The 25,922-nt window shown below is 58.7% G+C and carries 24 protein-coding genes and 1 tRNA gene; 16 read left to right on the plus strand and 9 right to left on the minus strand.

What is annotated here, in order from left to right; translation table 11 throughout:
• Positions 1-4: 4 nt before the first annotated feature.
• A complete protein-coding gene (locus tag AWT75_RS09990; RefSeq protein WP_052694076.1) occupies positions 5-1,624 on the minus strand; it encodes a methyl-accepting chemotaxis protein in 1,620 nt (539 codons plus the stop codon).
• Positions 1,625-1,921: 297 nt separating this feature from the next.
• Here AWT75_RS09990 and AWT75_RS09995 point away from each other — a divergent pair, with 297 nt between their 5' ends.
• Genes AWT75_RS09995 through AWT75_RS10010 form a run of 4 tightly spaced genes read left to right on the plus strand, consistent with a single transcriptional unit; the run spans position 1,922 to position 5,935 of the window.
• Positions 1,922-2,770 carry a metallophosphoesterase family protein gene (locus tag AWT75_RS09995; RefSeq protein ID WP_062789050.1) on the plus strand — a complete coding sequence of 283 codons (849 nt, stop codon included), beginning with the start codon at positions 1,922-1,924 and terminating at the stop codon, positions 2,768-2,770.
• A gap of 23 nt (positions 2,771-2,793) precedes the next feature.
• The gene (locus AWT75_RS10000; protein WP_062789051.1) at positions 2,794-3,966 is read left to right on the plus strand and encodes a C40 family peptidase; all 1,173 of its coding nucleotides are present in this window, start codon (positions 2,794-2,796) and stop codon (positions 3,964-3,966) included.
• A gap of 29 nt (positions 3,967-3,995) precedes the next feature.
• On the plus strand, positions 3,996-4,982 hold the full coding sequence (locus AWT75_RS10005; protein WP_153013289.1) for a GGDEF domain-containing protein: 987 nt from the start codon (positions 3,996-3,998) through the stop codon (positions 4,980-4,982).
• A complete protein-coding gene (locus AWT75_RS10010; protein WP_153013290.1) occupies positions 4,928-5,935 on the plus strand; it encodes a putative bifunctional diguanylate cyclase/phosphodiesterase in 1,008 nt (335 codons plus the stop codon). The genes AWT75_RS10005 and AWT75_RS10010 overlap by 55 nt, the downstream gene beginning before the upstream one ends.
• Before the next feature lie 90 nt (positions 5,936-6,025).
• Here AWT75_RS10010 and AWT75_RS10015 read toward each other — a convergent pair.
• A tRNA-Asn gene (locus AWT75_RS10015) sits at positions 6,026-6,101 on the minus strand.
• Between the two features lie 86 nt (positions 6,102-6,187).
• Positions 6,188-9,271: an Rne/Rng family ribonuclease gene (locus tag AWT75_RS10020; RefSeq protein WP_062789054.1), complete on the minus strand. Its 3,084-nt coding sequence runs from the start codon at positions 9,269-9,271 to the stop codon at positions 6,188-6,190.
• Positions 9,272-9,792: 521 nt separating this feature from the next.
• On the opposite strand from AWT75_RS10020, the gene AWT75_RS10025 reads away from it, so the two are divergent.
• The 8 genes from AWT75_RS10025 (at position 9,793) to AWT75_RS10060 (ending at position 15,800) form a co-directional block, all read left to right on the plus strand.
• Positions 9,793-10,728, plus strand: a complete 936-nt coding sequence (locus AWT75_RS10025; protein ID WP_062789055.1) for an RluA family pseudouridine synthase — start codon at positions 9,793-9,795, stop codon at positions 10,726-10,728.
• Positions 10,728-11,387, plus strand: a complete 660-nt coding sequence (locus AWT75_RS10030) for an HAD-IA family hydrolase (protein ID WP_062789056.1) — start codon at positions 10,728-10,730, stop codon at positions 11,385-11,387. The genes AWT75_RS10025 and AWT75_RS10030 overlap by 1 nt, the downstream gene beginning before the upstream one ends.
• Positions 11,363-11,722 (plus strand): Rieske (2Fe-2S) protein, encoded by a 360-nt coding sequence (locus AWT75_RS10035; RefSeq protein ID WP_062789057.1) that lies wholly within the window; start codon positions 11,363-11,365, stop codon positions 11,720-11,722. The genes AWT75_RS10030 and AWT75_RS10035 overlap by 25 nt, the downstream gene beginning before the upstream one ends.
• Positions 11,723-11,764: 42 nt before the next feature.
• On the plus strand, positions 11,765-12,703 hold the full coding sequence (locus AWT75_RS10040) for a S49 family peptidase (RefSeq protein WP_062789058.1): 939 nt from the start codon (positions 11,765-11,767) through the stop codon (positions 12,701-12,703).
• Positions 12,704-12,727: 24 nt separating this feature from the next.
• Positions 12,728-13,549, plus strand: coding sequence for a flagellar motor protein MotD (gene motD, locus AWT75_RS10045; RefSeq protein WP_062789059.1), 822 nt, complete (start codon positions 12,728-12,730; stop codon positions 13,547-13,549).
• A 36-nt stretch (positions 13,550-13,585) separates the two neighbouring features.
• Positions 13,586-14,176, plus strand: a complete 591-nt coding sequence (locus tag AWT75_RS10050) for a malonic semialdehyde reductase (protein ID WP_045847144.1) — start codon at positions 13,586-13,588, stop codon at positions 14,174-14,176.
• Between the two features lie 100 nt (positions 14,177-14,276).
• The gene (locus AWT75_RS10055; protein WP_062789060.1) at positions 14,277-15,317 is read left to right on the plus strand and encodes a quinone-dependent dihydroorotate dehydrogenase; all 1,041 of its coding nucleotides are present in this window, start codon (positions 14,277-14,279) and stop codon (positions 15,315-15,317) included.
• A gap of 15 nt (positions 15,318-15,332) precedes the next feature.
• Positions 15,333-15,800, plus strand: a complete 468-nt coding sequence (locus tag AWT75_RS10060; RefSeq protein ID WP_045847142.1) for an outer membrane lipoprotein — start codon at positions 15,333-15,335, stop codon at positions 15,798-15,800.
• Between the two features lie 60 nt (positions 15,801-15,860).
• Here the strand turns inward: AWT75_RS10060 and AWT75_RS10065 are convergent, their stop codons facing one another.
• The 3 genes from AWT75_RS10065 to fur are packed head-to-tail and all read right to left on the minus strand — an operon-like array spanning position 15,861 to position 17,720.
• A complete protein-coding gene (locus AWT75_RS10065; protein WP_045847141.1) occupies positions 15,861-16,598 on the minus strand; it encodes an arginyltransferase in 738 nt (245 codons plus the stop codon).
• Entirely contained in the window at positions 16,585-17,286 is a 702-nt protein-coding gene (aat, locus tag AWT75_RS10070; RefSeq protein WP_062789061.1) for a leucyl/phenylalanyl-tRNA--protein transferase, read from the minus strand. Before aat ends, AWT75_RS10065 begins: the two co-directional genes overlap by 14 nt.
• The gene (fur, locus tag AWT75_RS10075) at positions 17,286-17,720 is read right to left on the minus strand and encodes a ferric iron uptake transcriptional regulator (RefSeq protein ID WP_045847139.1); all 435 of its coding nucleotides are present in this window, start codon (positions 17,718-17,720) and stop codon (positions 17,286-17,288) included. The genes aat and fur overlap by 1 nt, the downstream gene beginning before the upstream one ends.
• A gap of 97 nt (positions 17,721-17,817) precedes the next feature.
• Here fur and AWT75_RS10080 point away from each other — a divergent pair, with 97 nt between their 5' ends.
• The 4 genes from AWT75_RS10080 (at position 17,818) to AWT75_RS10095 (ending at position 20,808) form a co-directional block, all read left to right on the plus strand.
• Positions 17,818-18,204: an outer membrane protein assembly factor BamE gene (locus AWT75_RS10080; RefSeq protein ID WP_045847138.1), complete on the plus strand. Its 387-nt coding sequence runs from the start codon at positions 17,818-17,820 to the stop codon at positions 18,202-18,204.
• On the plus strand, positions 18,201-19,007 hold the full coding sequence (dapB, locus tag AWT75_RS10085; protein WP_062789062.1) for a 4-hydroxy-tetrahydrodipicolinate reductase: 807 nt from the start codon (positions 18,201-18,203) through the stop codon (positions 19,005-19,007). The genes AWT75_RS10080 and dapB overlap by 4 nt, the downstream gene beginning before the upstream one ends.
• A 64-nt stretch (positions 19,008-19,071) precedes the next feature.
• Positions 19,072-19,971, plus strand: a complete 900-nt coding sequence (locus tag AWT75_RS10090; RefSeq protein ID WP_062789063.1) for a FecCD family ABC transporter permease — start codon at positions 19,072-19,074, stop codon at positions 19,969-19,971.
• A 60-nt stretch (positions 19,972-20,031) separates the two neighbouring features.
• Positions 20,032-20,808, plus strand: a complete 777-nt coding sequence (locus AWT75_RS10095; RefSeq protein ID WP_161937741.1) for an ATP-binding cassette domain-containing protein — start codon at positions 20,032-20,034, stop codon at positions 20,806-20,808.
• A gap of 9 nt (positions 20,809-20,817) precedes the next feature.
• Here AWT75_RS10095 and AWT75_RS10100 read toward each other — a convergent pair whose 3' ends face one another.
• From AWT75_RS10100 to AWT75_RS10110, 3 genes are all read right to left on the minus strand, one after another.
• Positions 20,818-22,332 (minus strand): SpoVR family protein, encoded by a 1,515-nt coding sequence (locus AWT75_RS10100; protein ID WP_062789065.1) that lies wholly within the window; start codon positions 22,330-22,332, stop codon positions 20,818-20,820.
• Positions 22,333-22,364: 32 nt separating this feature from the next.
• Positions 22,365-23,639: a YeaH/YhbH family protein gene (locus tag AWT75_RS10105; protein WP_045847217.1), complete on the minus strand. Its 1,275-nt coding sequence runs from the start codon at positions 23,637-23,639 to the stop codon at positions 22,365-22,367.
• 144 nt (positions 23,640-23,783) lie between these two features.
• The gene (locus tag AWT75_RS10110) at positions 23,784-25,712 is read right to left on the minus strand and encodes a PrkA family serine protein kinase (RefSeq protein WP_045847133.1); all 1,929 of its coding nucleotides are present in this window, start codon (positions 25,710-25,712) and stop codon (positions 23,784-23,786) included.
• Between the last annotated feature and the right edge of the window lie 210 nt (positions 25,713-25,922).

Genomic DNA, 25,922 nt, shown 5'->3' on the forward strand with positions numbered 1-25,922 from the left:
CGGACTAAAGCTGGTACTGGCTGATGATGTTCATCTGCTGCTCGGCCTGACTGCGCAGTGACCTGGCATGACCCGCCGTTTGCGCTGCCACCGCATTGGCCTGCTCCGACATCTGGGCAATGCGCTCCACCTGCCGGGCAATGCTGTTGCTGGCTGCGCCTTGCTCCTTGATGGCCATGGAGATGTCAGCCACCATGCCGGTGGTTCCGGCAGCCGCTTCGCCAATGCTGAGGATGGCCCGGTCTGCTTCATCCGCCCGGCTGACCCCACCCTCCACCAGCTGCTCGGCATTGTTCATCTGCGCCACCACCGCTGCTGAAGCCTGCTGCATGGCCTGCAGGCTGGCTGAAATTTCCTGGGTGGAGCTGGCAGTACGCTCAGCCAGCTTGCGCACTTCGTCGGCCACCACGGCAAAGCCGCGTCCCATTTCCCCGGCCCGCGCCGCTTCAATGGCGGCATTGAGCGCCAGCAGATTGGTCTGGTCTGCCACATCGCGTATCACCTGCACCACCGACATGATTTGCTGACTCTGCGCATTCAGACCACGCAATGCCTGCCCGGCACTGGCAATGGCGGTTGAAATATCGCGAATATCGCTGATGGTCTGGCTGATGGTGACCGAGCCCGCTTCGGCTTGCTGGCTGGATGTCTGCGACAGGCGCTGCGCTTCGTCGGCACGCTCGGCCACATGATTGACGCTCACCGTCATCTGCTCGATGGTGGCTGCCACTGCCGCAGAGGATTCGCTCTGTGCAGATGCCGCCTGGAAGATGGTATCGGCTGCCTCGTTCATCTGGTGCGACGATGCCATCACATCCTGGGCACCATGCTGCAGCTGTTGCAGGTTCTGTTGCAGGCTGTCCAGCAGCGAATTGAATGCCTTGGCGGTGCGACCCAGTTCATCCCGGCTGTCGTTGCGCACCCGCAGTTTGAAATCCCGCTGCCGGCTGAGCAGTTCCATGGTGTGCTGCATGTCGGTCAAGGAGCGGGTAATGGCCCGGATCAGCCACCAGCCGCCAATGGCGGTCAGCAACAAGGCCGCCAGGGCCAGCGACATCTGCAACCACTTGGCCATGGCATAGGCCGAATGGTTGGCTTCGTTCTGGCGGTTGCCCAGCTGGTAGTTGTAGTTGATCAGCTTGTTCAGGTCCGCTTCCAGCTTGCCGGACAACTGATACAGCGTGCCGCTCTCCAGCATGGCCGTGGCCACCGACATGTAATTGGACCGGGAGTTGTTGAAAAACTCGTCCATGGCAGTACGGTATTGCGCCATGTCGGCCTTGGCCTGCTTCACCATCTGCCGGTCGGTGTCATCCACCGCCAGTTCGGTCTCATATTGGCCGACAGCCTTGTCAAACTGCAGGCGCTTGCTTTCGATGGCCTTTTCGTCTTCCTGCTTCTTGTCCTGCTGCACATGGGATACATGGTTGCGCAGCGAGGTCCGCATGTCGTACATGGCGACTTGCGCACTTTGCAAGGCTTTCAGACTGGGAAAGGTATTGCTGCTGATGTACTCGAAACGGGACTGTGCCGCACTCAGTTGCCACAGCCCTACTGCGCTGACCACCAGCAGTGCCAGCAAGGCAATGGATAGTAGCAGCGTGATTTTCAGCTTGATTGTCATCCTCCAACTTCCTTTTCGGTTTGTTATTGTTGGACATGCTTCTGACTGGTCCTGCCCCATCTGTAAATGACCGGCAGGGAAAGTGCCGGTCATTGCGCAGGGCTTGCTGTTTTATACATGAGTGCCCGGATGATGACGATGAGAACTTGCAGTCGCTGCGGCAAAACAGACAGGGCTGGTCGCACCGAGATTCGCCTTGAAGTAGCTTTGTCAGCTGCTTATAAGTGAAGCAGGTGACTTTTCCAGATCAAACAGGTGGGTTTCAGCCGGAGACGTAAGCCGGTCAGGTACAGGACTGTGAAATTAATCCATATCAGCGATACGCATCTGGGCAAAAATGATAATGCACTCCGCTTCTCCCGCCTGGTGGACCAGCTTGTCACCGCGCCCCCACTCCCCCCGCAGGAATGCCTGCTGATTCATACCGGTGATGTGATCGATAGCGCCAGTGCCGAAAACCGCGCAGTGGGTTGCCAGCAATTGGCCCGCTTGTCCGCCGCCGGCTATCGGGTGTATCTCTGCCCCGGCAATCACGACTATGGCAATGCAATGGCCATCAACAACCAGGCGGCGCATGCTTTTCTCCATGATTATCACCAGTGGATTTTCCACGATCAGCCCGCCAGCTTTCCGGTGGTGCATCACCTTGATGCTGCGCATGTGCTGATCCTGCTGGATTCCAACGCCGCAGAACTGGTGTGGTACCAGCGCTGGTTTGCCGAAGGCCATCTGGGCAGCAGCCAGCTGGCGGCACTCAACACCTTGCTGGACCAGCCCGACATCAGGGACAAGCGCATCATCCTGTGCTTGCATCACCACCCGTTTTACTACGGCTACAGCGTCGCACCGGATGTCGGAGACGGGCATCTGGCCATTCACCTGCTGGCTGGCGTCACCCGCAGTTTCCGCCGGCTCAAGGATGCGTACTCCTTGTGCAAGATCATTCAGGACCGGGTGCAATTACTGCTGTTCGGTCACATGCATTACGGGCTTGATTGCAGTTCGGAAAGTCAGAAATACGGCATCCCGCAGGCGTTTGATGGCGGATCGTCCACCGCTACCGATGATGATTGCGACCGCCTGCGTTACCGCCAGATCGACACCGACACCCGCGTGGTGCACACCAGCATGCTGCGCCTTGATTAACGGCCGGAGGGGGATGAAAGCACATGAAAATCATCGACAAGTTTTTGTTGCTGTTGCTGGCCATATTGGCGCGCCCCGCCTACCTGCTGTTGCGCTTCATGATGATTACCACCCTGTTCAGCCCATTGCTTGTGTTACTGGCATGGCTGCTGCCGCCCGCTTACCGCGCCATTTTCCTGTCCTCGGCCATCACCCTGCTGTTTGTGCTCAATCTGTTTGGCGTAGCCCTGCCCCCCTCCCGCCCCACCTACTGGGGCAATCCGCAATATGGCGGCTGGAAAGGCTTGGGTAATTTCCTGATAGACCGCCTCATCAACTGGATAGGGACATTGAAATACGCAAGCTTCCGTAGCGGGCCAATCAGCATGGCTTACTGCGTGCAGGAGGATCCGGGCGGTTACAAAATTGATGCACGTGCCATTCGCAGTCTGCTTGATGGCGGGCAGGATGGCCTGCCATTGCAACCGGGCGATATCCTGCTCAGGGGTTTTGACCATTTCATTGATGGCGCTTTCATCAATATGGCGGGCAATAGCGGAAATGACGCGCAGTATTATTCCCATGCCGCCTTGTACGTGGGTGAACTGACCGAGGCCGACCGCAAACTTGCCGCCAGTGAACTCAAGGTAGCCAGCGGCAATGCAGGCTGGACGGAAGCCAGCGAGGCAGAAAAAGAAGCTGTCAGGCATGACCCGGCCTACTTCCAGACCGGACGGCAGATGGTGATTCACTCGATGTCGCGCGGCGTCTTTGTGGAAGACATCCTGACCTTCACCCGCTGCGATTATCTGTGCGTTATCCGTTTGCAAGGCCCGTTACAGAAAGAGAGTGGCAGCCTGGCAAAATCCCTGCCCGGAATGGCAGCATTGAGCGAACCTGAGTCGGCTATAAACCAGCAATTGCAGCAGCATTTGGCGGTGAATGTGGCCGATGTGGTGAGTGCAGCACGGCATGCTGCACTAAGCCGTATCGGTAGCGCATATGACTTTCAATTTGATGATGGCAAGACATTTCATCGTTTCAGCTGCTCCGAGTTTGTCTATTTTTGCTATAAAAGTGTACATGGGTTGATTGGTTTGCAACTGCAACGTCACGCTCTTTTCAAGGTCCTGTTTGCCCGCAACTCCATCACTCCACCTGACATATACAAAACAGCCAAGGCAGGGAAGTTCATGAGGATTGTCTGGCGCTGTTAGCGTGCTTGGTCGATGCGATCGGGGAAATCATGACCAAAACTGCCAGAGCGCTCATCACTTACGATGCAGTGCTACGTACGGTGTGCTCACTGCTGGGATTGAATGTACAAGCGGTAAGCACTTTGGAAGAAAGGCGCAAGCAGGCGGTCATCGCCATTGCACTGGCTTTACCCGTCACCCTGGTGTTTGCGCTGGTCAATTATTACCAGTTTCACTTTGAAGAACTGGCACAAGCCGAGATCATCGTCGCCGTCCTGTTCTTGCTGCCCGCGTTTTTATTGCTGAATATCGAGCGGGCCATTCGCTGGGCGGAATCACTCATCCTGTGGTACGGCATTTTCATTTCCAGCGCACTCATCGTATACGGGGGGCTGGAAGGCAGTGGCGTACTGTGGGTATTCACCTATCCATTCCTGGCATTTTTCATCAAGGGACAACGCCTTGGCTGGCTGTATTGCCTGGCCTGGGTGGCCGTATGCTGGCTGGCGGTAAAGCTGCTTGGCAATCTGCCGCATGCCTGGCAATACCCGGATGCTTATGTGGGCCAGATGATTCCGGCCTTGCTGTTTTATTCCACCATGGCCGCGGCATTCAATCTGGTACGGGCCCGCTTTGAAGAAATGCTGCACGACAAGGTGGAAACCAATACCGCACGCGCACGCGCCTATCTGGATCAGCTGCAGTTTCTGGCCCAGCATGATGAAGTCACGGGCTTGCCCAACCGCAACCGGCTGAACGTACTGCTGGAGGAGGCCATCGCACAGTGCAATCCGGCTCAGGAAGCCATTGTGGTGATTGACCTGCGACTGGAGCGGCTGTTTGAAATATCCAATATCCTGGGGGAGAGGGGCGGAGACTTGCTGATGGAGTCCATTGCCCGTTCGCTGCAGGACCGCTACGGCAAGATAGGCTGCCTGGGACGCTGCGCCGCGACGAGTTCGGTTTTTTCTACCAGGCCGATTTGCAAAATACCCAGCCTTGCAAGCTGGCCGAAGCGGTGTCTGATATCTCGCTGAGTTATCAGGTGGACAACTACCCCATCCACATTGAAAACACCATCGGCATTGCACTCTACCCCCAGCATGCACAAACCCCTGCCGAGCTGTGGCTCAAGGCAGAGCAGGCCATGCTGCATGGCCGTGCCAACAAGCTGGACATATCCATTTACAACGAGGAGCTGAACCAGCAATTTGTCCGGCGTAACCTTTTGTTTGGTCAGCTACGCCATGCACTGAGCACGCAGGAGCTCAGCCTGCATTTCCAGCCGCAAATCGACCTGAAAACCGGCAGGCTGGTGGGAGCAGAAGCACTGGCGCGCTGGCGTACCGGTAGCGGGCAGTATATTTCCCCGGCCGAGTTCATTCCGGTTGCCGAAAGTTCAGGCCTGATCAAGCCATTTACCAAATGGCTGCTGTCCGAATTTTTCCGCCAAACGGCACAATGGTGGCAAGCAGGCATGAACCTGCACTTTTCAGTCAATCTGTCGGCACGCAACCTGGCCGACCCCGAGCTGATTTCAGACCTGCGCCACTTGCTGGCCTTTCATGCAATACCTGCTGAAAACATTGTGCTGGAGATTACCGAATGCTCGTTTTCCGACTCGCCAGACCAATTCATGATGACGGTGGATCAATTGCACAGGATGGGCTTCCGGCAATCAATTGACGACTTCGGGACTGGTTATTCGTCGCTCTCCTACCTGAAGGACCTGCGGGTGAACGAACTGAAGATAGACCAGAGTTTCGTCACCAACCTGACAACGGAGAAAAGCTGCATCGCCATTGTGAAATCCACCATACAACTGGCGCATAACCTGGGGCTTACCGTCGTGGCAGAGGGAATAGAAAGCGAGGAAGTGGCAGCCTTTCTGAGTCAGGCCGGCTGCGACATTGGCCAAGGCTACTACTACAGCAAACCACTGCCGGTGGATGCATTCTTCAGCTATGCATCATCGAGCACAACGCCCTGATACGGGTGCCCATGCAATCCGGCGCAATGTGGCCAGCCGAAGGGAAAAACAAAAAGCCCACCATGGAGGTGGGCTTCTGTTTGAATCTGTTGGCTCCCCGAGCAGGGCTCGAACCTGCGACCTGCGGATTAACAGTCCGTCGCTCTACCGACTGAGCTATCAGGGAATCGCCTAAAGAGAAAGCTATTCTATAAACTCATTGCGAAACCGTCAAGCCCCTGCACGTAGTTTTTGCAGGGGCCATGCACGGCATCAGCTGTTGCGGGTTTCCACCTGCTTGAGTTCAATCGCTACCGGCTGCTCTTCAGTCTGACGTACCACATCACGACGACGCGGACCGACAGGTACTTCAACCTGCGGCACCACAACTTCAGACACCGCCTTGGTGGCAACCATGACCAGACCACCCAGATCAGCCGGCAATTCGGCTTCGATCTTGGGCTGGGCTGCTGCCACAGTTTCCACGGCCACCGGTGCCACGGCCACAGGCTCGCTCACGGCAACTTCTGCAACTTGCGCAGCAGCAGGCTCAACGGCAGGTGCCGGTTCGGCGGCAACCACCACCTCGGCCTGCTCAAGCGTGGTTTCTGCCACGGTGGTGACCTGCTCCAGCGGGGCAGCCACTTCGGCAACTTCCACAGTCTCGACAGCCACAGCAGCTTCGGTCACGACAACTGCAGCAGGTGCAGCAACCTCGGCCACCACCACTTGTTCTGCCTGCACAACCGGTTCGGATGCTGCTTCAACCGGGCTGGCTTCAACAGCAACCGTCTCAACCGGTGCAGCCGCCGGAGCAACAGCTTCTTGCGCTACCTCGGCCGGGGCTGCGGCAACTTCCACCGCGTCCACTGCAACGGCAGTTTCTGCAGCCGGCTGGGCGACCGCTTCGGCAACCACCACAACGGCAGCAGCGGCAGCCACACCAGCAACAGCCACTTCGGCAGTCACATCGCCAGCGGCAGCTTCTGCCACCTGAGCGGTGCTATCACCTTCGACATTGTCACGACGACGGTCACGACGGCCACGACGACGACGACCACGCTCGCCACGCTCTTGCTGTTCGGCGGACTCGGCAGCCACTTCCACGCCTTCGGCACCATTCAGGTTCAGTTCTTCCTGAGCGGCAGCCTGCGGCTTGTCGGCTTCGTTGCGTTCAGCCTGCTGGCGACGACGGGACGGCTTCTCGGCGGCTTGCGGTGCAGCCTGTTCGCCACGCTCTTCAGTCTGCGGACGAGTGTTTTGCTCACGCGCTTCGCGGTTTTCACGCGGCTCGCGTTCGCGGCGCTGACGCGGTTCGCGTTGCGGCTGCTCGCTGCGCTCGGCACGTTCCGGACGCTCTGCGCGTTCGGTGCGTTCGGCACGTTCCGGGCGTTCTACGCGTTCCGGACGCTCCTGACGATCACCGCGCTCGCCACGCTGACGACGACCATCCTGGCGCTCGCCATCGGCACGTGCTTCGGTCGGGCGCTTGCCGGCCTCTTCACCCTGACGGCGATCGTGATGGTCACGGCGAGCCTGGCTGCCCGGACGACGCTCGTTATTACGCTGGCGGTTGCCATTGCGCTGACCTTCGCGCTGGCCGGCAGCGGCCGGTTTTTTCTTCTCGGTTTCCTGCGGAGCAGCTTCCGGCTCGGCAAACAGGCTCTTCACCCAGCCAAAGAAGCGGCTGACCACGCCCTGCTCGGCCACCACTGGTGCAGCGGCGGCAACGGGCTGGGAGGATACCGGGGCCGGCTGTTGCGGGGTAATGCCCTTGACTGCGGCTTCCTGACGTTCGGCCTTCGGCTTTTCCTGACCAAAGTTGGTGATGATGTCTTCTTCCTGCACTTCCACGCGCAGATAGCTCGGGCCATCGCCCAGTTCAGCCAGATCGTCGTGACGGATACGGGCGATCTTGTAGTGCGGGGTTTCCAGATGAATGTTCGGAATCAGCACCACATCCACGTCCAGACGCTCTTCGATGGAGTGGATTTCTGCACGCTTCTCGTTCAGCAGGAAGGTGGCAACATCTACCGGCACCTGTGCGTGTACCGCACCGGTGTTTTCCTTCATTGCCTCTTCCTGGATGATGCGCAGGATGTGCAGGGCGGAGGACTCGGTACCACGGATGAAGCCGATGCCATGGCAGCGCGGGCAAGGCTCGTGGCTGGTTTCACCCAGCGACGGTTGCAGACGCTGACGCGACAGTTCCAGCAGGCCGAAGCGGGACAGCTTGCCCATTTGCACGCGGGCGCGGTCGTGCTTCAGCACATCGCGCAGCTTGTTTTCCACTTCGCGCTGGTTTTTCGGGTTTTCCATGTCGATGAAGTCGATCACGATCAGACCGCCCAGGTCGCGCAGACGCAGCTGGCGGGCGATTTCTTCGGCGGCTTCAACGTTGGTGCGCAGTGCGGTTTCCTCGATGTCGGCACCCTTGGTGGAACGGGCGGAGTTGACGTCGATGGAGACCAGTGCCTCGGTGTGGTCGATCACGATGGCACCACCGGACGGCAGCTGCACGCTGCGCGAGAAGGCGGTTTCGATCTGGTGCTCGATCTGGAAGCGGGAGAACAGCGGTACGTGATCCTTGTACAGCTTCACGCGGTGCACCATGTTGGGCATCACGTGGCTCATGAACTGACGGGCCTGTTCGTAGATTTCGTCGGTATCGATCAGGATTTCGCCGATGTCCGGATGGTAGTAGTCACGGATGGCGCGAATCACCAGGCTGCCTTCCTGCAGAATCAGGAAAGGCGCGCTTTGCGAGCCGGCCGCGCCTTCAATGGCACGCCACAGCTGCATCAGGTAACCCATGTCCCATTGCAGTTCTTCCAGATTGCGGCCGATACCGGCGGTACGGGCAATCAGGCTCATGCCATTGGGGACTTCCAGCTGGGACAGCAGGTCTTTCAGTTCCTGACGTTCTTCACCCTCGATGCGGCGCGATACGCCACCACCACGCGGGTTGTTCGGCATCAGGACCAGATAGCGGCCAGCCAGGCTGATATAGGTGGTGAGGGCTGCGCCCTTGTTGCCACGCTCGTCCTTTTCTACCTGGACAACCACTTCCATGCCTTCGCGCAACACGTCCTGAATGCGCGGACGGCCGCCGTCATAGCCCTGGAAATAGGAACGGGATACTTCCTTGAACGGCAGAAAGCCGTGACGTTCGGTGCCGTAATCGACAAAGCACGCTTCGAGGGAGGGCTCGATACGGGTGATGATGCCCTTGTAGATATTCCCCTTGCGTTGTTCCTTGCCAACGGTTTCGATATCGAGGTCAACGAGCTTTTGCCCGTCGACGATGGCAACGCGCAGCTCTTCAGCCTGCGTTGCATTAAACAACATGCGTTTCATGAATATTCCCTGCGCAGGCACTCACGCAAGGGATGCAGCCAGTATTTGACGGCCCAGAGACTAGTGATGGGCGCTTTCCGAAAGAAGTGTTGGTATAAAGATCATTACAACCGAGATATCAAGCCTACTTCCTGACGTAATTTCACACGAGCCCGGGGGTTTGAGCGCATTAGCGCAACGGATATTTTCTTCCGGGTTGCCATCACGGGCAGCCTGGACAAACTGGAGAGCATCGTGCCGGGTCAAACTTTGCTGCAATATCTCCTGACTGGCTTTGCATCAGGAAATGGAATACTGGTGAGTGCGTTATGCGACTAAATGCATTACCATCGCTGCTTTTTGGTGAGCGAGTTAACCTTGGCTGCGGCCGGTTGACGCGGCATCAGGTCAGGGTCATTACCCTGCCGGCCGGTTCACTTTCCCGCAGCAGCATCACGCGGCAATACTGCCTGTGACCATGGCTTTCCGGAACGCTGTCATCGCACTGAAATGTGCGGTCGAGCGCACGAAGTATAAGCAATATGACTGACATTCGCAAAGACTCCGTCACGTTTCTTGACGTGGACGAGGGAGATTCCGGCCAGCGGCTGGACAACTTTCTGGTACGCATCCTCAAAGGCGTGCCAAAAAGCCATATTTACCGCATTCTGCGCTCGGGCGAAGTCCGGGTGAACAAGGGGCGCAGCGATGCGTCCTATCGCATCCAGGCGGGCGACAGCATCCGCATTCCACCCATCCGCCTGGCCGAGCGCCCGGTCAATGACGTGCCGCCGGGCAGTTTCCCGGTGGTGTACGAGGACAATGCCCTGCTGGTGATCGACAAGCCAGCCGGCGTGGCCGTACATGGCGGCAGCGGCGTGTCCTTTGGTGTGATCGAACAGCTGCGCAAGGCCCATCCGGACTGGAAATACCTGGAGCTGGTACACCGGCTGGACCGCGAAACCTCCGGCTTGCTGATGCTGGCCAAGAAGCGTTCGGCACTGGTAAAGCTGCACGACATGATGCGTGCCAATGTGCCGGACAAACGCTATCTGGCACTGGGTATCGGCCAGTGGGACCCCAGCAAGAAAGCCGTCAAGCTGCCCTTGTTCAAGTTCCATACCGCTGACGGCGAACGTCGCGTCAAGGTTGCCGAAGGTGAGGACGGCCAGTTTGCCCACACCAATTTCAGCATTGTGGAACGCTTTGCCGACTTCACGCTGGTGGAAGCCCACCTGCGCACTGGCCGTACGCATCAGATCCGCGTGCACATGCAGGCCAGTGGCTGCCCGATTGCCGGTGATGAAAAATACGGCGACTTTGCGCTCAACAAGGAACTGGCCCGCAGCGGCCTCAAGCGCATGTTCCTGCACGCGCGCAGCCTGACCCTGCCCCACCCGCTGACCGGCGAGACGCTCAAACTGGAAGCACCGCTGCCCGCCGAGCTGGAAAACTATCTGAAGAAGCTGAGAAGCTGATGGCACGCGCATACGATTTACTGGTATTCGACTGGGACGGTACGCTGATGGACTCCACCGCGCACATTACCCACTCCATCCAGAATGCCTGCCGCGAACTGGGTCTGCCGGTGCCAGACCGCCAGGCCGCCAGCCATGTCATCGGCCTGCGGCTGGACCAGGCCCTGCACATGGCCTGCCCCGGCCTTGACGACACACAGCACAAAGCCCTCACCGAAAGCTTTATCCGTCATTACCGCAGCAGTGACGATGGCGTGACGCTGTTTGATGGTGTGCGCGAAGGCCTGCACGCCTTGCGCGAACGCGGCGTATTCATGGCAGTAGCCACTGGCAACAGCCGGATCGGCCTGAATCGCCTGCTGGCGGAAACCGGCCTGGGGCCTTTGTTTGACGCCACCCGCACCGTGGACGAATGCCATTCCAAACCGCATCCGGCCATGCTGCAGGAACTGAGTGACGAGCTGGGTGTGGAACTGGCGCGCACCGTGATGATTGGCGATACCAGCCACGACCTGAACATGGCATTGAATGCGCGCGCCCATGGCGTGGGCGTGAGTTACGGCGCACACGACGTGAAGCTGCTGCAGGACTGCCAGCCGCAAACCATCGTCCACAGTTTTGCGGAGTTGCAGAAATGGCTGCTGGAACGACTGGACTGATCTGCGATAGCAGCGCGCTGGTCGATAGCGGCCGCGCGGTACGCTTCGAAGTCACCGGCCCGGATGGCAAGCCACAGCCGGCTATCGCCCTGCGTTATCAGGGCCGGGTGTACGGCTATGTCAATGCCTGCCGCCACATCCCCATCGAACTGGACCTGGAAGACGGCAATGTGTTCGACCTGTCCGGCCAATACCTGGTGTGCAGCATGCACGGCGCGCTCTACCTGCCCAATAATGGCCGTTGCGTCAGCGGCCCCTGCCGCGGGCAAAGCCTGCAAGCCCTGCCTTTGTATGAGTCAGACGGCAAGGTGTGGCTGAATATCATGCCAGACTGATTTTTTGTTAGACTGCCGACATTCGCAATCAAGGCAACTGCAATGAACGACACTCCGAACTGGGAACGTCAACTGGTGGAAAAACTGGCCATGGCGGCCCTGGTGGAACAGCGCCGTGCCCGACGCTGGAAAATCTTTTTCCGCCTGGTGTGGCTGGGCATTATTGGCGGCCTGCTGGCCACCGCCTTCCTGCGCAATGAAGACAAATCGGCCGAAGCCCTTACCGGTGGCGGCCACACTGCTGTCATCAGCCTGGAAGGCGTGATCGACAGCGAGAACAATACCGCCGAAAAACTGAGCGCTGCTCTGGAAGACGCCTACAACGACCACGGCACGCGCGGCATCATCATCGAGGCCAACAGCCCGGGTGGCAGCCCGGTGTTGTCCGGCATGGCCTATGACGAAATCCGCCGCTTGAAGAAGCAGCATCCGGCCATTCCGGTGTATGTCACCGTGCAGGAAGTGTGCGCATCTGGTTGCTATTACATTGCCGCCGCTGCCGACAAGATTTTTGTCGACAAGGCCAGCATCATCGGCTCCATCGGCGTATTGTCGGACGGCTTTGGCTTTACCGGCCTGATGGACAAGCTGGGCGTGGAGCGCCGCCTGAAAACCGCCGGTGAAAACAAGGCAATGGGCGACCCCTTCTCCCCCACCAACCCCAAACAGGAAGCCATTCGCCAGCAACTGCTGGATGACATCCATCAGCAGTTCATCAAGGCCGTCAAGGACGGACGCGGCAGCCGCCTGAAGAGCGACCCGCAGCTGTTTTCCGGCATGGTATGGATTGGTGAAAAAGGCATTCCGCTGGGGCTGGCAGATGGCCTGGGCAGCACCCGCTCGGTGGCTCGCGACGTGATCAAGGCGGAAAAGACTGTGGACTACACCCAGCAGGATGACCTGTCCAGCCGTGTGGCACGCAAGATTGGCGTGGAGTTTGCCGGCGGCGTACGCAGCCTGTTCAATACCCGCCTGTTCTGACCCTTTACCGTCACGGAGCACCCAATGGCACGCAGAAGACGCTGGCAGGAAGAAGAACACGAGAACCACGAACGCTGGCTGGTTTCCTATGCCGACTTCATTACCCTGCTGTTTGCCTTCTTCGTGGTGATGTATGCCATTTCCTCGGTCAACGAAGGCAAATACCGCGTGCTGTCCTCTGCCATTGTCGATGCCTTTCGCAGTGGCTCCACAGTAAATATCCAGACTACCCCACCCACCGGCGGGGCCAATACCATGATTGAAATTCCCGACACCAAACCGATTGCCAAGGCGGTGAAGGGAGACCACCACATCGACCCGGCCTCCAAGCAGGGTTCACTGGCGGCGGACCTCGCCAAGGTGATGGACCCGCTGGTCAAGGGCGGTCAGGTCAACATCACCCAAAGCCCCAAAGGCGTTACCGTGGACATTCGCGATACCGCCCTGTTTCCGGTAGGCCAGGCATCACCGAATGACCAGTCGCGGCAGATCATGGCCGGCATGGCAGCCCTGCTGTCCAAGGTGGACAACCAGATCCGGGTGGAAGGCTTCACCGACAACGTGCCGATCAAGACCTCCACCTACCCGTCCAACTGGGAACTCTCTGCCGCACGTGCGGGCAGCGTGGTGCGTCTGTTCCAGGAAAACGGCATCAATCCTTCACGCCTGGTTGCAGTTGGCCGTGGTGAAAACCTGCCGGTAGCGGACAATGCTACGCCAGATGGCCGCGCCACCAACCGCCGCGTATCCATCACCGTGCTGGCCGAAGACCAGAACGAGGCTGAAGTCTTGCCATCACAACCGTCCACCACTCCGGCACCCGTGGCTACGCCGCCGGCAAAATAATCATCAGCCCAGAACAAAGCCTGTCAGGAGGAGACCATGACCACCCCGCTTTCCACCACTGCACTGGAACAGCTGTTTTACAATGCACGCACCCACGGCCACTGGCAAAACCGTGCCGTGAACGATGAAACCCTGCACCAGCTATTCGACCTGCTGAAGCAATGCCCGACCAGCGCCAATGCGTCTCCCGCCCGCTTCGTCTTTCTCAAGAGCGCTGCGGCCAAGGAAAAGCTGCGTCCCTTCCTGATGGAAGGCAATGTGGAAAAAACCCTCAGCGCACCGGTCTGCGTGATCGTGGCACAGGACATGCAGTTTTATGAACACCTGCCGCGCCTGTACCCGTATGCCGATGCCAAGAGCTGGTTTGAAGGCAATGCAGCGGCGATTGAATCCACTGCCGCACGCAACAGCAGCCTGCAAGGCGCTTACCTGATCATGGCTGCGCGCTCGCTGGGACTGGATTGCGGCCCGATGTCCGGCTTTGACAATGCCGGCGTGGATCAGGCCTTTTTCCCGGATGGACGGTTCAAATCCAATTTCCTGATCAATCTGGGCTATGGCGAAGCCGGCAAGCTGCATCCGCGTGCGCCGCGCTTCGATTTTGCCGACGCCTGCCAGATACTCTGAACCTCCATTCTGACGGTCAGCCCTCCTGCTGACCGTCAAAACTTCGGTTTCACCGGCCGCCCCGGTTATACTAGCGGCCATATTCACTCCGGAGACGCCGATGCTCTACCCCCTTCTGCGCCCTCTGCTGTTCAGATTTGACGCAGAAACCGCCCACGAACAAACCCTGCACCTGCTGGACAAGGCACACCAGCTGCGCCTGCTCTCACTGGCAACACCGGCCGCCACGCGCGCACCGGTCAAGGCCATGGGACTGACCTTTCCCAATGCCGTAGGACTGGCGGCCGGACTGGACAAGAATGGTGATCACATTGATGCACTGGCGGCTCTGGGCTTCGGCTTTCTGGAAATCGGCACCATCACACCCCGTCCGCAGGATGGCAACCCCAAACCGCGTCTGTTCCGCGTTCCGGAACACCAGGGCATCATCAACCGCATGGGTTTCAACAACCGTGGCGTGGATGTCCTGCTGAACAATGTGCGCAACTGCCATTTCAATGGCGTGCTGGGCATCAATATCGGCAAGAACGCCGTCACCCCGATTGAAAACGCGGTGGATGACTACCTGATCTGCCTGGACAAGGTATATGCCTATGCCAGCTACATCACGGTCAACATTTCTTCGCCCAACACCAAGAACCTGCGCCAGCTGCAACAGGGAGATGAACTGTCCCGCCTGCTGTCCGCCCTGAAAACACGTCAGCAACAGCTGGCAGACCAGCATGGCCGCTATGTGCCGCTGGCGGTCAAGATTGCCCCGGACCTCGACGATGAACAGATTGCCGATATTGCCAGCCTGCTGACCGTCAACCAGATTGATGGCGTCATCGCCACCAATACCACGCTGTCACGGGTGGAAATTGCCGGTCATCCGCTGCAGGATGAAGCCGGTGGCCTGTCTGGCGCACCGGTACGGGAGCGTTCGACCCAGCTGATCCGCAAACTGGCTCGTGAACTGGATGGCAGCTTGCCCATCATAGGTGTTGGTGGCATTTGCAGTGGTGCAGATGCCGTGGAAAAACTGCAAGCCGGTGCTACGCTGGTGCAGCTGTACAGCGGCCTGATCTACCAGGGCCCACCGCTGATCAGCCAATGCAGCCAGGCGATTGCCCGTCACTTGCAACAACAAACCCGAAACTGATTTCGAGGAGCCGAAATGTTCTACAAACTGACTCGATTGACCTTGCTGGGCAGCCTCTCGCTCGGCCTGCTGGCTGGCTGCGCCACCTCCGACTCGGCTGCCGTCTACTCCCAGGGACAGATGCGCCGCGCTCAAACCGTAGAGCTGGGTACCGTGGTTTCGGTAAACAATGTCAAGATGGAAGGCAAGAACAATGAACTGCTGACCCTTGGCGGTGCCGCCTTGGGCGGTCTGGCAGGCAGTGAGCTGGGCGGTGGCCGCGGTTCGATTGCTGGTGGTATTGTCGGCGCACTGGCCGGTGGCTTTGGCACCCAGGCAGCCCAGCGCAGCCTGGGCACCAAGAATGCCCTGGAAGTGACTGTCCGGCTGGATGGCAGTGGCCGCCTGATTTCCATTGTGCAGGATGCCGATATCCCGCTGGCCGCCGGTCAGCGCGTCCGCGTCCTTACCGGCGGTGGCGACGACCGCGTGGTTCCGTACTGAAGCACTCCGCGGTAAAAACAAACAGGCTGACAATGTCAGCCTGTTTTTGTTTCAGCCCGCTCAAGCAGCATCTGGCTGCTGCATCGGTATCCAGCGGCCATCTCGCAATTGCTCCAGCGGCCGGTACTGGGATTTGTAAGCCATCTTTCGGCACTCCCCTATCCAGTAGCCCAGATACAGGTAAGGCAGCCCCCATGCACGGGCAAGCTCCACCTGCCACAGCACATTGAACACGCCATAACTGGCCTTGGCATCTTCCGGCTCATAAAAAGTGTAGACCGCCGACAGGCCATCCCCCAGCCGGTCAATCAGGCTCACCATCTTCAATGCGCCGTCCAGACGAAACTCCGCCAGCATGCTGTCCACTCCGCTCTTGAGAATGAACTCCGAATATTGCTGGACATTGTCTTCGGCCATGCCACCACCGGCATGACGGGATTGCTGGTAACGGTGATAAAGCTGGTAGTGGTCGTCACGGTATTCCAGCGGCAACAGGCTGACTTCCATGGCCTGCAGACGCTGCCAGCCACGGCGCTGACTGCGGTTGGGGCTGAAGTCCGCCACCGGCAAGCGCACCGGCACACAAGACTGGCAGCTGTCGCAATACGGACGGTAGGTATACAGGCCACTACGGCGAAAACCCAGCTTCACCAACTGGCTGTATACCGCGGCATCAATGGCTTCAGCAGGAATAGCCACCTGCGAACGCGCTTGTCGTCCGTCCAGATAGCTGCAGGGATATGGTGCGGTGGCATAGAAATGAATGGCAACCGCTTGCGGGTGATCACGATGGCTCATTGTCGAAACGATAGGTCCACATGCCGTCCGCCTGGGGCTCAAGCGTACTTTGCTTCAGCTTAGCAAGAAATTTCGCTCTTGGAATCAGCATTGCGCCCAGGCTTTCCAGATGCGGGGTGTGCATCTGGCAATCGATCATCTCCACGCCGTGACGCGCCAGGTGACGTGCCATGTGGACGAAAGCAATTTTGGAAGCATCGGTACGGTGCGAAAACATCGATTCACCGTAAAACATCCGCCCCAGCCCCACACCATACAGGCCACCAGCCAGCTCACCATCCATCCACACTTCAAAGGAATGGGCGGCACCCAGTGCATGTAACTGGCAATAGGCATCCACCATGGGCGGGATGATCCAGGTGCCGGCTGCACCCTCGCGTGGCGCAGCACAGGCTTCAATCACCTGCCGGAAAGCCGTATTGATGGTGACGCGGTAGGGACGGTTGCGCAGCACTTTGTCCAGTGAACGCCGGACATGCAGTCGCTCGGGAAACAGAACCATGCGGTGGGAAGGCGACCACCACAGGATGGGTTCCCCCTCGGAGAACCAGGGGAAGATGCCCAGTGAGTAGCCCAGTAGCAGCCGCGCGGGAGACAAATCGCCTCCGGCTGCCAGCAGGCCATCCGGCTCGGCCAGTGCAGTGCGAACCGGGGGGAACGCCAGTTCTTGGCCAAGCCAGGGAATCATTACTTGGTTTTGGCGCCGGATTTACCCTGGCAATCGACACATTCACCGTACAGGTACAGGGCGTGCTCGGCGATGCGGAAGCCATGTTGTTCGGCAATACGATCCTGCAGCGCTTCGATTTCCGGGTCGAAGAACTCCATCACGCTGCCGCACTTCACGCACACCATGTGGTCGTGATGACCGCCCTGGTTCAGTTCGTAAACCGCCTTGCCGGACTCGAAATGGTGGCGTACCAGGATACCGGCCTGTTCAAACTGCGTCAGGACACGGTAAATGGTGGCCAGGCCGATATCGATGTTTTCGGCCAGCAGTTTGCGATAGACATCCTCGGCAGACATGTGGCGGTCATCGCTCAGCTCGAACAGGTCGAGAATTTTCAGACGTGGGCCGGTAGCCTTCAGGCCGATATCTTTAAGGTGACTGGCTTTGCTCATCGTGATATAAATTGGGTCGATTTTTGAAGCATGATAAAGCCTTTTTGCGGCTTTGCCTAACATCGCCTTTAAATAATACTCAGCTCATCGGAGTCTCATGCGCGCCCTGATCATTGCTGCCATCCTTGCCCTCGCTGGCTGCACCTCCATGAATCCCCTTCACTGGATCAGCCCTTACAAAATGGAAATCCAGCAGGGCAACTATGTCACGGAAGATGCCGTGGCAAAACTCAAGCCAGGCATGACTCGCTCGCAGGTACGTTTCCTGCTGGGCACGCCTCTGCTCAGCGACCCTTTCCACAGCAACCGCTGGGACTATCCTTACCAGGATACCAAGCAAGGCACACTGGTGGACAAGAAGCTGCTGACCGTGTTCTTTGAAGGCGACACCATGGTACGGGTAGAAGGCACGGCACAACCGGCCGAGCGCGCCGTACTGCCGCCTGATGCTTCCGCTCCCGCCCAGGAAACCGTAAAACAATGAGTGAATTGAATATCGTCATTGTCGGCGCTGCCGGCCGCATGGGTCGCACGCTGATCGAATCTGTACTTGCCACGCCCGGTGCCCGTCTGCATGCCGCCATTGACCGTGCCGGTTCCGACTTCATCGGTCAGGATGCCGGCCTGTTCATCGGCCAGCAGACCGGCGTGAAGATTGCCAGCGATTTTGCCGCCGCCCTGTCCGGTGCCGACGTGGTAATCGACTTCACCCGTCCGGAAGCCACGCTGGACTACCTGCAACACTGCCAGCAGCACGGCGTGCAGATGATTATCGGCACCACTGGCTTTGACGATGCCGGCAAGGCCGCCATCAAGGCTGCCAGCGAAAAGATCGGCATCGTGTTTGCCTCCAATTTCAGTGTCGGGGTCAACCTGACCTTCAAGCTGCTGGATATGGCAGCCCGTGTGCTGAACGAAGGCTACGACATCGAAATTACCGAAGCCCATCACCGCTTCAAGGTGGATGCGCCGTCCGGCACCGCCCTGCGCATGGGCGAGGTGATTGCCGACGCACTGGGCCGTGACCTGAAGCAATGCGCGGTTTATGGTCGTGAAGGCGTGACCGGCGAGCGCGACCCCAACACCATCGGCTTTGCCACCGTGCGTGCCGGTGATGTGGTTGGCGATCACACCGTGCTGTTTGCTGCACTGGGCGAACGCGTGGAAATCACCCACAAGGCCTCCAGCCGCGCCACCTTTGCCAATGGTGCGGTACGCGCGGCCAAGTGGCTGTCGGAAAAGCCGTCCGGCCTGTTCGACATGCAAGACGTACTGGGTCTGCGTTAAGCCCCGCCAGAAGCCTGCCTTGCACGGCAGGCTTCACTACTCACTCCCTTCCTTCGCCTTCCCGATGTCACGCACCCTGCATGTTTGCCTGCTCTTGCTTGCTGCCTTGCTGCTGACCGGGCTGGGCAGCTTGCTGCACGACAGCGGCGTCAGCCTGCATGTCTTGTTGCACCCTTCCTCTCTGCCCGCGCTGGAAAGCCAGTTGCTATGGCAATTACGCCTGCCACGCCTGTTGATGGCCGCCTGCAGCGGCATGTTGCTGGGCTGCGCCGGCAGTGCCGTGCAGGCCCGTTTTTGCAATCCACTGGCCGAGCCCGGCTTGCTGGGCATTTACAGTGGCGCAGCACTGGCCGCAGCGCTGGCACTCAGCCTGAGTGCCGGACTGATGGCTGTCTCGCTGGCAGGCTTTGCCGGCAGCGTGCTGGCACTGTGCTTGCTGCGGGCGCTGGCCGGCCAGGCCAGCGGCACCCGTTTATTGCTGGCTGGGGTTGCCATCAGCACCTTGCTGGCCAGCCTGCTGACCTTGCTGATCACCACCTTGCCCGATGGCGCGCTGCGCAGCGTCACCTTCTGGCTGATGGGCAGCTATGCCGGTGCACAATGGCAGCAGGTGGGCTTGATGCTGCTGGCCACCCCGTTGGTCTGGCTGGGCCTGTTCCGTCATTGGCACTTGCTCAATGCCCTGCAACTGGGCGAAGCGGCAGCGTTTCATCTTGGCTTTGATGTACGGCGGGGAAGCTGGCTGATCGTGTTGCTGGCCTCCATGGCGGCCGGTGTGGTGGTGGCCAGCTGCGGCATGATCGGTTTTGTCGGCCTGCTGGCACCGCATCTGGCCCGTTTGCTGCTGGGCAGCGACGCCCGGCGGCTGTTGTTGGCAGCCCCATTGTTTGGTGCCTGGCTGACGGTGGGTGCCGACTGGCTGGCGCGTAGCCTGCTGGCGCCGGCGGAGCTGCCGGTTGCGTGATTACCAGCCTGTTGGGCGCGCCATTCTTTCTGTGGCTGCTGCGTCACGCCAAGGATGAACATGCTTGAACTGCAAGAGGTGAGCCTGAAACTGGGCAGCAAAACCGTTATTCGCCAGGTGTCACTCCAGGCGCAGCCGGGTGAGTTGTGCGTGATTCTTGGCCCCAACGGGGCTGGTAAAAGCACGCTGTTGCAGCTGATGTCCGGCTATCGCCATCCGGATGACGGACAGGTATGGCTGGCCGGCAAGCCGCTGTCTGGTCAAGGTGCAGCCAGCCTGGCCTTGCAGCGTGCGGTAGTAGAGCAACACCCGGCCCTGCCTGCGGGCTGGCGGGTGTCCGAACTGATTGCCACCGGGGCGTATCAGGCCCGCGCGATGGTATCTGACAGTGCCTGGCAACAAGCGCTGGCATTGAGTGATACCGGCATGCTGCTGGAACGCACGCTGGGCAGCCTGTCCGGTGGTGAAGCCCAGCGGGTGCACCTGGCGCGCGCGCTGCTGCAATTGCTGGTTTCTTCCAGCCCCGAACGCTATTTATTGCTGGATGAAGCCACTTCGGCACTCGACTTTGCCATTGCCGATGCCATGGTGGCGCGGCTGCACCATATCGCCGGCAGTCTGGGAATCGGCATTGTGGCGGTGATGCATGACCTGAACCTGGCCGTGCGCCATGCCGACCGGGTCGTGCTACTGCGCGATGGCTGCGCCGTGGCCTGCGGCAAGACAGCAGAGGTGATGCACAAGCAGCAGCTGGAAGCCATTTACGGTGTTGCGCTGGCAGAATTGACGAGCCCGGACGCACAGGTCCGGGCCTTTGTACCGCACACTGGCAGTTGAACACTGCGGCTACAGGCGTTGTAGCTCCAGATTGGATTTCACTTCAAAACGCTGGGTAATGCTGCCATCGCTGTCCGCGCTTTCCAGCCGCACATCAAAGCCCCACAAGCGCCCTACGTGCTTGAGCACTTCCTGCGCACTGCCTTCGTCCAGCGGACGGCGATTGTGCATGGTGTGACGCAGGGTGAGGCTGCGATCCCCGCGTACATTCACCGACCACACCTGGATATTCGGCTCGCGCGAACCCAGATTGTATTGCTCGGCCAGCTTGCTGCGGATGTCGCGGTAGCCGTTTTCATCATGAATGGCCGACACTTCCAGCTTGTCCTCAAGGTCGTCATCACGAATGGCAAACAGGCGGAATTCGCGAATCAGCTTGGGTGACAGGTACTGCGAGATGAAGCTCTCGTCCTTGAAGTTCTTCATGGCGAATTCCAGCGATGTACGCCAGTCGCTACCAGCCAGGTCAGGGAACCAGGCCCGGTCTTCCTCGGTGGGGTTCTCGCAAATGCGCTTGATGTCCTGATACATGGCAAAACCCAGCGCATACGGGTTGATGCCGTTATACCAGCGTGCAGTCACCGGCGGCTGGTACACCACATTGGTGTGACTTTGCAGAAACTCCATCATGAAACCATCGGTCACCAGCCCTTTCTCATACAGGCGGTTGAGTATGGTGTAGTGCCAGAACGTGGCCCAGCCCTCGTTCATCACCTGGGTCTGGCGTTGCGGGTAGAAATACTGCGCCACCTTGCGCACGATGCGCACCAGCTCGCGCTGCCATGGTTCCAGTAGCGGCGCGGATTTTTCGATGAAGTACAGCAGGTTTTCCTGCGGCTCTGCCGGAAAGCGCGGCGGTTCGCGATTGGCGTCATCCCGGTCACGGCGCGGAATGGTGCGCCACAGGTCGTTCACCTGCATTTGCAGATATTGTTCGCGCTCTTCCTGCCGCGCCTGTTCTTCGGCCAGCGACAGTTTTTGTGGCCGCTTGTAGCGGTCCACGCCGTAGTTCATCAGCGCATGGCAGGAATCCAGCAGCTCTTCCACCGCATCGATGCCATAGCGTTCCTCGCATTTGCTGATGTAGGACTTGGCAAACACCAGATAATCGACAATGGCCGAGGCATCGGTCCAGGCACGGAACAGGTAATTGCCCTTGAAGAAGCTGTTGTGACCATAGGCGGCATGGGCAATCACCAGCGCCTGCATGGTCATGGAGTTCTCTTCCATCAGGTAGGCAATGCAGGGGCTGGAGTTGATGACGATCTCGTAAGCCAGGCCCATCTGGCCGCGCTTGTAGCTTTTTTCGGTGGAGACGAAATGCTTGCCGAAGCTCCAGTGGTGATAATTCACCGGCATGCCTACCGAGGAATAGGCATCCATCATCTGCTCGGCCGTAATCACTTCCAGCTGGTTGGGATAGACATCCAGCTTGAATTCATCCACCGCAATCTTGCGGATTTCGCGGTCGTACTCGTCAATCAGGTCGAAGGTCCATTCGGACCCGGTGGAAATGGGTGTCATGCTGTTTTCCCCTTGGCTGACAGCCCTTGCGCTCAAGCGCGCGTGGCTGGCTGGCGTTTGAACAGCTCCCGGAAAACCGGATAAATGTCGGAGGCCGAGCGGATTTTCTGCATGGCAAAGTGACGCTGACGCTCCTTGACCTTGAGGTACTCGTACCACAGGTTCTGCGGCTCCCCTTCGGTGATTTCGATGTAGGCGAAATACTGGCAGTAAGGCAGCAGTTGTTCTTCCATGATGCGACCGCAATTGGCCGAATCACTGTCCCAGTTGTCGCCGTCGGATGCCTGGGCGGCGTAGATGTTCCACTCGCTGCTGCTGTAGCGTTTCTTGACGATGTCCGCCATCAGGTTGAGCGCGGAGGACACCACGGTGCCGCCGCTTTCGCGCGAATGGAAAAAGTCCTCTTCATTCACTTCCACCGCACTGGTGTGATGGCGGATGAACACCACTTCGATCTTGTCGTAGTTACGCTGCAAGAACAGGTAGAGCAGGATGAAAAAGCGCTTGGCCATATCCTTCTTCTGCTCGTCCATGGAGCCGGACACGTCCATGATGCAGAACATCACCGCCTGGCTGGTGGGCTTGGGCTGCTGGATGCGGTTGTTGTAACGCAGGTCGAAGGGGTCGATGAAGGGAATGCTGCCCAGCTTCTCGCGCAACAGATGGATGCGCTTGCGTTGCTCGCGCACTTCCTGGGTGCTTTCATCGTCCGATTCCAGCAGCGCGTCCAGGTCCTCCTCGGCCTCGCCCAGCCGGGCCAGCGTTGGCGCAGCCATGGCCACCCGCCGCGCCAGCGCACCGCGCAAGGAACGCACGATGCTGATATTGGCCGGCGTGCCGTCATTGGTATAACCGGCCCGCACCTGCTTGAGTTCTTCCACCCCCATCAGCTGGGTCTTGATCAGGTTGGGCAGCGCCAGGTCATCAAAGAACACATTGAGAAATTCTTCGCGCGACAGCTCGAAGACAAAATCGTCCTCACCCTCGCCGTCCTGGCTGGCCTTGCCACCGCCTCCGCCCCCTCCTCCGCCTTGCGGACGGGCAATGCGGTCGCCACGGATGAATTCCTCATTGCCCGGATGCACCTGTTCGCGCACCCCGCCCTGGCCATGATGGAATACCGGCTCGGAAATATCCTTGACCGGAATGGACACCTTCTCGCCACTCTCGATATCGGTGATGCTGCGCCCCTTCACCGCACGGGAGACGGCTTCCTTGATTTGCGCCTTGAAGCGGCGCAAGAAGCGCTCGCGGTTGACCGCGGACTTGTTCTTGCCGTTCAGGCGTCTGTCTATGATGTGGGACATGGCAACCTCGCTGTTGTCTCCTGCGGCCTGACGGGGCATAGCTGCATACCTGCGCCAAGCCATGCCGGACCTGTCAATTAAGACAGGCCGGGCCAGAATTGGTGCCGCCATGCCGGGCGCACGCACCCGGCAGGCTCGGCTTGGTCAGGAGGACTTGCGTACCCGCAGATACCATTCGCACAACAGGCGTACCTGCTTGGCGGTATAGCCCTTTTCCACCATGCGGTTGACGAAGTCTTCGTGCTTCTTGGCATCTTCCACGCTGGCCTTGGCATTGAAGGAAATCACCGGCAGCAGCTCTTCGGTATTGGAGAACATCTTCTTCTCGATCACCGTGCGCAGCTTTTCGTAGCTGGTCCAGGTCGGGTTCTTGCCACCGTTATTGGCCCGGGCCCGCAGCACGAAGTTGACGATTTCGTTGCGGAAGTCCTTGGGATTGGAAATTCCGGCCGGTTTTTCGATTTTCTCCAGTTCGCCATTGAGCGAGGTACGGTCGAAGATTTCGCCGGTGTCCTGATCGCGGTATTCCTGGTCCTGAATCCAGTAGTCGGCGAAGGTGACATAGCGGTCGAAAATGTTCTGCCCGTATTCCGAGTAGCTTTCCAGATAAGCGGTCTGGATTTCCTTGCCGATGAACTCGACATACTTCGGTGCCAGATACTCTTTCAGGAAAGTCAGGTACTTTTGTTCCTGCTCGGCCGGGAACTGCTCGCGCTCAACCTGCTGTTCCAGCACATACAAGAGATGCACCGGGTTGGCGGCGACTTCCTGATTATCAAAGTTGAACACCTTGGACAAAATCTTGTAGGCAAAGCGGGTGGAAAGCCCGTTCATGCCCTCGTCTACCCCGGCATAGTCGCGATATTCCTGCAGTGACTTGGCCTTGGGATCGGTGTCTTTCAGGTTGTCTCCGTCGTACACCTGCATCTTGCTGAACAGGCTGGAATTTTCCGGCTCTTTCAGCCGCGACAGGATGGCAAACTGGGCCATCATCTTCAGCGTTCCCGGTGCGCACGGTGCATTGCCCAGGGAAGAGTTGCGGATCAGCTTGTCGTAGATCTTGATCTCTTCGGTCACGCGCAGGCAGTACGGCACCTTGACGATGTAGATACGGTCAAGGAAGGCCTCGTTGTTCTTGTTGTTGCGGAACTGTTTCCACTCCGACTCATTGGAGTGCGCCAGCACGATGCCGTCGAATGGAATCGCGCCGAAGCCTTCGGTTCCCTTGAAGTTGCTTTCCTGGGTAGCCGTAAGCAGTGGGTGCAGCACCTTGATGGGGGCCTTGAACATTTCCACGAATTCCAACAAACCCTGGTTGGCCAGGCAGAGGCCACCGGAGTAGCTGTAGGCATCCGGATCGTCCTGGGCATATTTTTCCAGCTTGCGGATATCCACCTTGCCCACCAGCGAGCTGATGTCCTGGTTGTTTTCATCGCCCGGTTCGGTCTTGGCCACGGCAATCTGGCGCAGCACCGAGGGATAGCGTTTCACCACCTTGAACTGGCCGATATCACCATTGAACTCGTGCAGCCGTTTCACCGCCCATGGGCTGGGGATGGTTTTCAGGTAACGGCGCGGAATGCCGAATTCTTCTTCCAGAATGGCGCCGTCTTCTTCCACGTTGAACAGGCCCAGCGGCGACTCGTTCAGCGGGCTGCCTTTCAGGCAATAGAACGGCACTTGCTCCATCAGCTCTTTGAGCTTTTCGGCAATGGAAGACTTGCCGCCACCCACCGGCCCCAGCAGATAGAGAATCTGTTTCTTCTCTTCCAGCCCCTGGGCGGCATGGCGGAAATAGGCCACCACCTGCTCGATCACCTCTTCGGTGCCGTAAAACTCACGGAAGGCAGGGTAAACCTTGATGACCTTGTTGGAGAAAATACGCGACAAACGCTGGTCGTGGCGGGTATCCACCAGCTCCGGTTCGCCTATGGCCGCCAGCATGCGTTCGGAGGCGGTGGCATAGGCAGAGGGATCACGCTTGCAGATCTCCAGATACTCCTGGATGGTGTATTCCTCTTCACGGGTTTTGTCGTAACGGGAGGCGTAGTGGCTCAAGATATCCGGGTGCATGGCTCTCTCCTGGCTGGTTGCAGAGGTCCACACGGTGTGCGTGATGCACCCGCCGTCCCCTTGCAAAATTTAGAGTACTGACTGGCTTTCAGATTCTCTTTTTTTGGGTATAGCACATGCAGGGAAGAGCAAGAGCAAAAGCAACAAAACAATTGAAAACACTAAAAAATCTATATAAGTGTCTGAATTTGATAGAGAATTTTCTTAGTA

The sequence above is a fragment of the Aquitalea pelogenes genome (assembly GCF_001515305.1).
Classification (GTDB): domain Bacteria; phylum Pseudomonadota; class Gammaproteobacteria; order Burkholderiales; family Chromobacteriaceae; genus Aquitalea; species Aquitalea pelogenes.

What these genes read in the sequence shown, in the direction of transcription:
- AWT75_RS10065 (WP_045847141.1), bottom strand. Translation starts at nt 16,598, where the DNA reads ATGAGCCATCGTGATCACCCGCAAGCGGTTGCCATTCATTTCTATGCC.
- AWT75_RS10005 (WP_153013289.1), top strand. Translation starts at nt 3,996, where the DNA reads ATGACCAAAACTGCCAGAGCGCTCATCACTTACGATGCAGTGCTACGT.
- aat (WP_062789061.1), bottom strand. Translation starts at nt 17,286, where the DNA reads ATGATTCCCTGGCTTGGCCAAGAACTGGCGTTCCCCCCGGTTCGCACT.
- AWT75_RS10050 (WP_045847144.1), top strand. Translation starts at nt 13,586, where the DNA reads ATGACCACCCCGCTTTCCACCACTGCACTGGAACAGCTGTTTTACAAT.
- AWT75_RS10020 (WP_062789054.1), bottom strand. Translation starts at nt 9,271, where the DNA reads ATGAAACGCATGTTGTTTAATGCAACGCAGGCTGAAGAGCTGCGCGTT.
- AWT75_RS10035 (WP_062789057.1), top strand. Translation starts at nt 11,363, where the DNA reads ATGGCTGCTGGAACGACTGGACTGATCTGCGATAGCAGCGCGCTGGTC.
- AWT75_RS10105 (WP_045847217.1), bottom strand. Translation starts at nt 23,639, where the DNA reads ATGTCCCACATCATAGACAGACGCCTGAACGGCAAGAACAAGTCCGCG.
- AWT75_RS10060 (WP_045847142.1), top strand. Translation starts at nt 15,333, where the DNA reads ATGTTCTACAAACTGACTCGATTGACCTTGCTGGGCAGCCTCTCGCTC.
- AWT75_RS09990 (WP_052694076.1), bottom strand. Translation starts at nt 1,624, where the DNA reads ATGACAATCAAGCTGAAAATCACGCTGCTACTATCCATTGCCTTGCTG.
- AWT75_RS10055 (WP_062789060.1), top strand. Translation starts at nt 14,277, where the DNA reads ATGCTCTACCCCCTTCTGCGCCCTCTGCTGTTCAGATTTGACGCAGAA.
- AWT75_RS10110 (WP_045847133.1), bottom strand. Translation starts at nt 25,712, where the DNA reads ATGCACCCGGATATCTTGAGCCACTACGCCTCCCGTTACGACAAAACC.
- AWT75_RS10040 (WP_062789058.1), top strand. Translation starts at nt 11,765, where the DNA reads ATGAACGACACTCCGAACTGGGAACGTCAACTGGTGGAAAAACTGGCC.
- dapB (WP_062789062.1), top strand. Translation starts at nt 18,201, where the DNA reads ATGAGTGAATTGAATATCGTCATTGTCGGCGCTGCCGGCCGCATGGGT.
- AWT75_RS10095 (WP_161937741.1), top strand. Translation starts at nt 20,032, where the DNA reads ATGCTTGAACTGCAAGAGGTGAGCCTGAAACTGGGCAGCAAAACCGTT.
- AWT75_RS10090 (WP_062789063.1), top strand. Translation starts at nt 19,072, where the DNA reads ATGTCACGCACCCTGCATGTTTGCCTGCTCTTGCTTGCTGCCTTGCTG.
- AWT75_RS10100 (WP_062789065.1), bottom strand. Translation starts at nt 22,332, where the DNA reads ATGACACCCATTTCCACCGGGTCCGAATGGACCTTCGACCTGATTGAC.
- AWT75_RS10025 (WP_062789055.1), top strand. Translation starts at nt 9,793, where the DNA reads ATGACTGACATTCGCAAAGACTCCGTCACGTTTCTTGACGTGGACGAG.
- AWT75_RS10080 (WP_045847138.1), top strand. Translation starts at nt 17,818, where the DNA reads ATGCGCGCCCTGATCATTGCTGCCATCCTTGCCCTCGCTGGCTGCACC.
- AWT75_RS10000 (WP_062789051.1), top strand. Translation starts at nt 2,794, where the DNA reads ATGAAAATCATCGACAAGTTTTTGTTGCTGTTGCTGGCCATATTGGCG.
- fur (WP_045847139.1), bottom strand. Translation starts at nt 17,720, where the DNA reads ATGAGCAAAGCCAGTCACCTTAAAGATATCGGCCTGAAGGCTACCGGC.
- AWT75_RS10030 (WP_062789056.1), top strand. Translation starts at nt 10,728, where the DNA reads ATGGCACGCGCATACGATTTACTGGTATTCGACTGGGACGGTACGCTG.
- motD (WP_062789059.1), top strand. Translation starts at nt 12,728, where the DNA reads ATGGCACGCAGAAGACGCTGGCAGGAAGAAGAACACGAGAACCACGAA.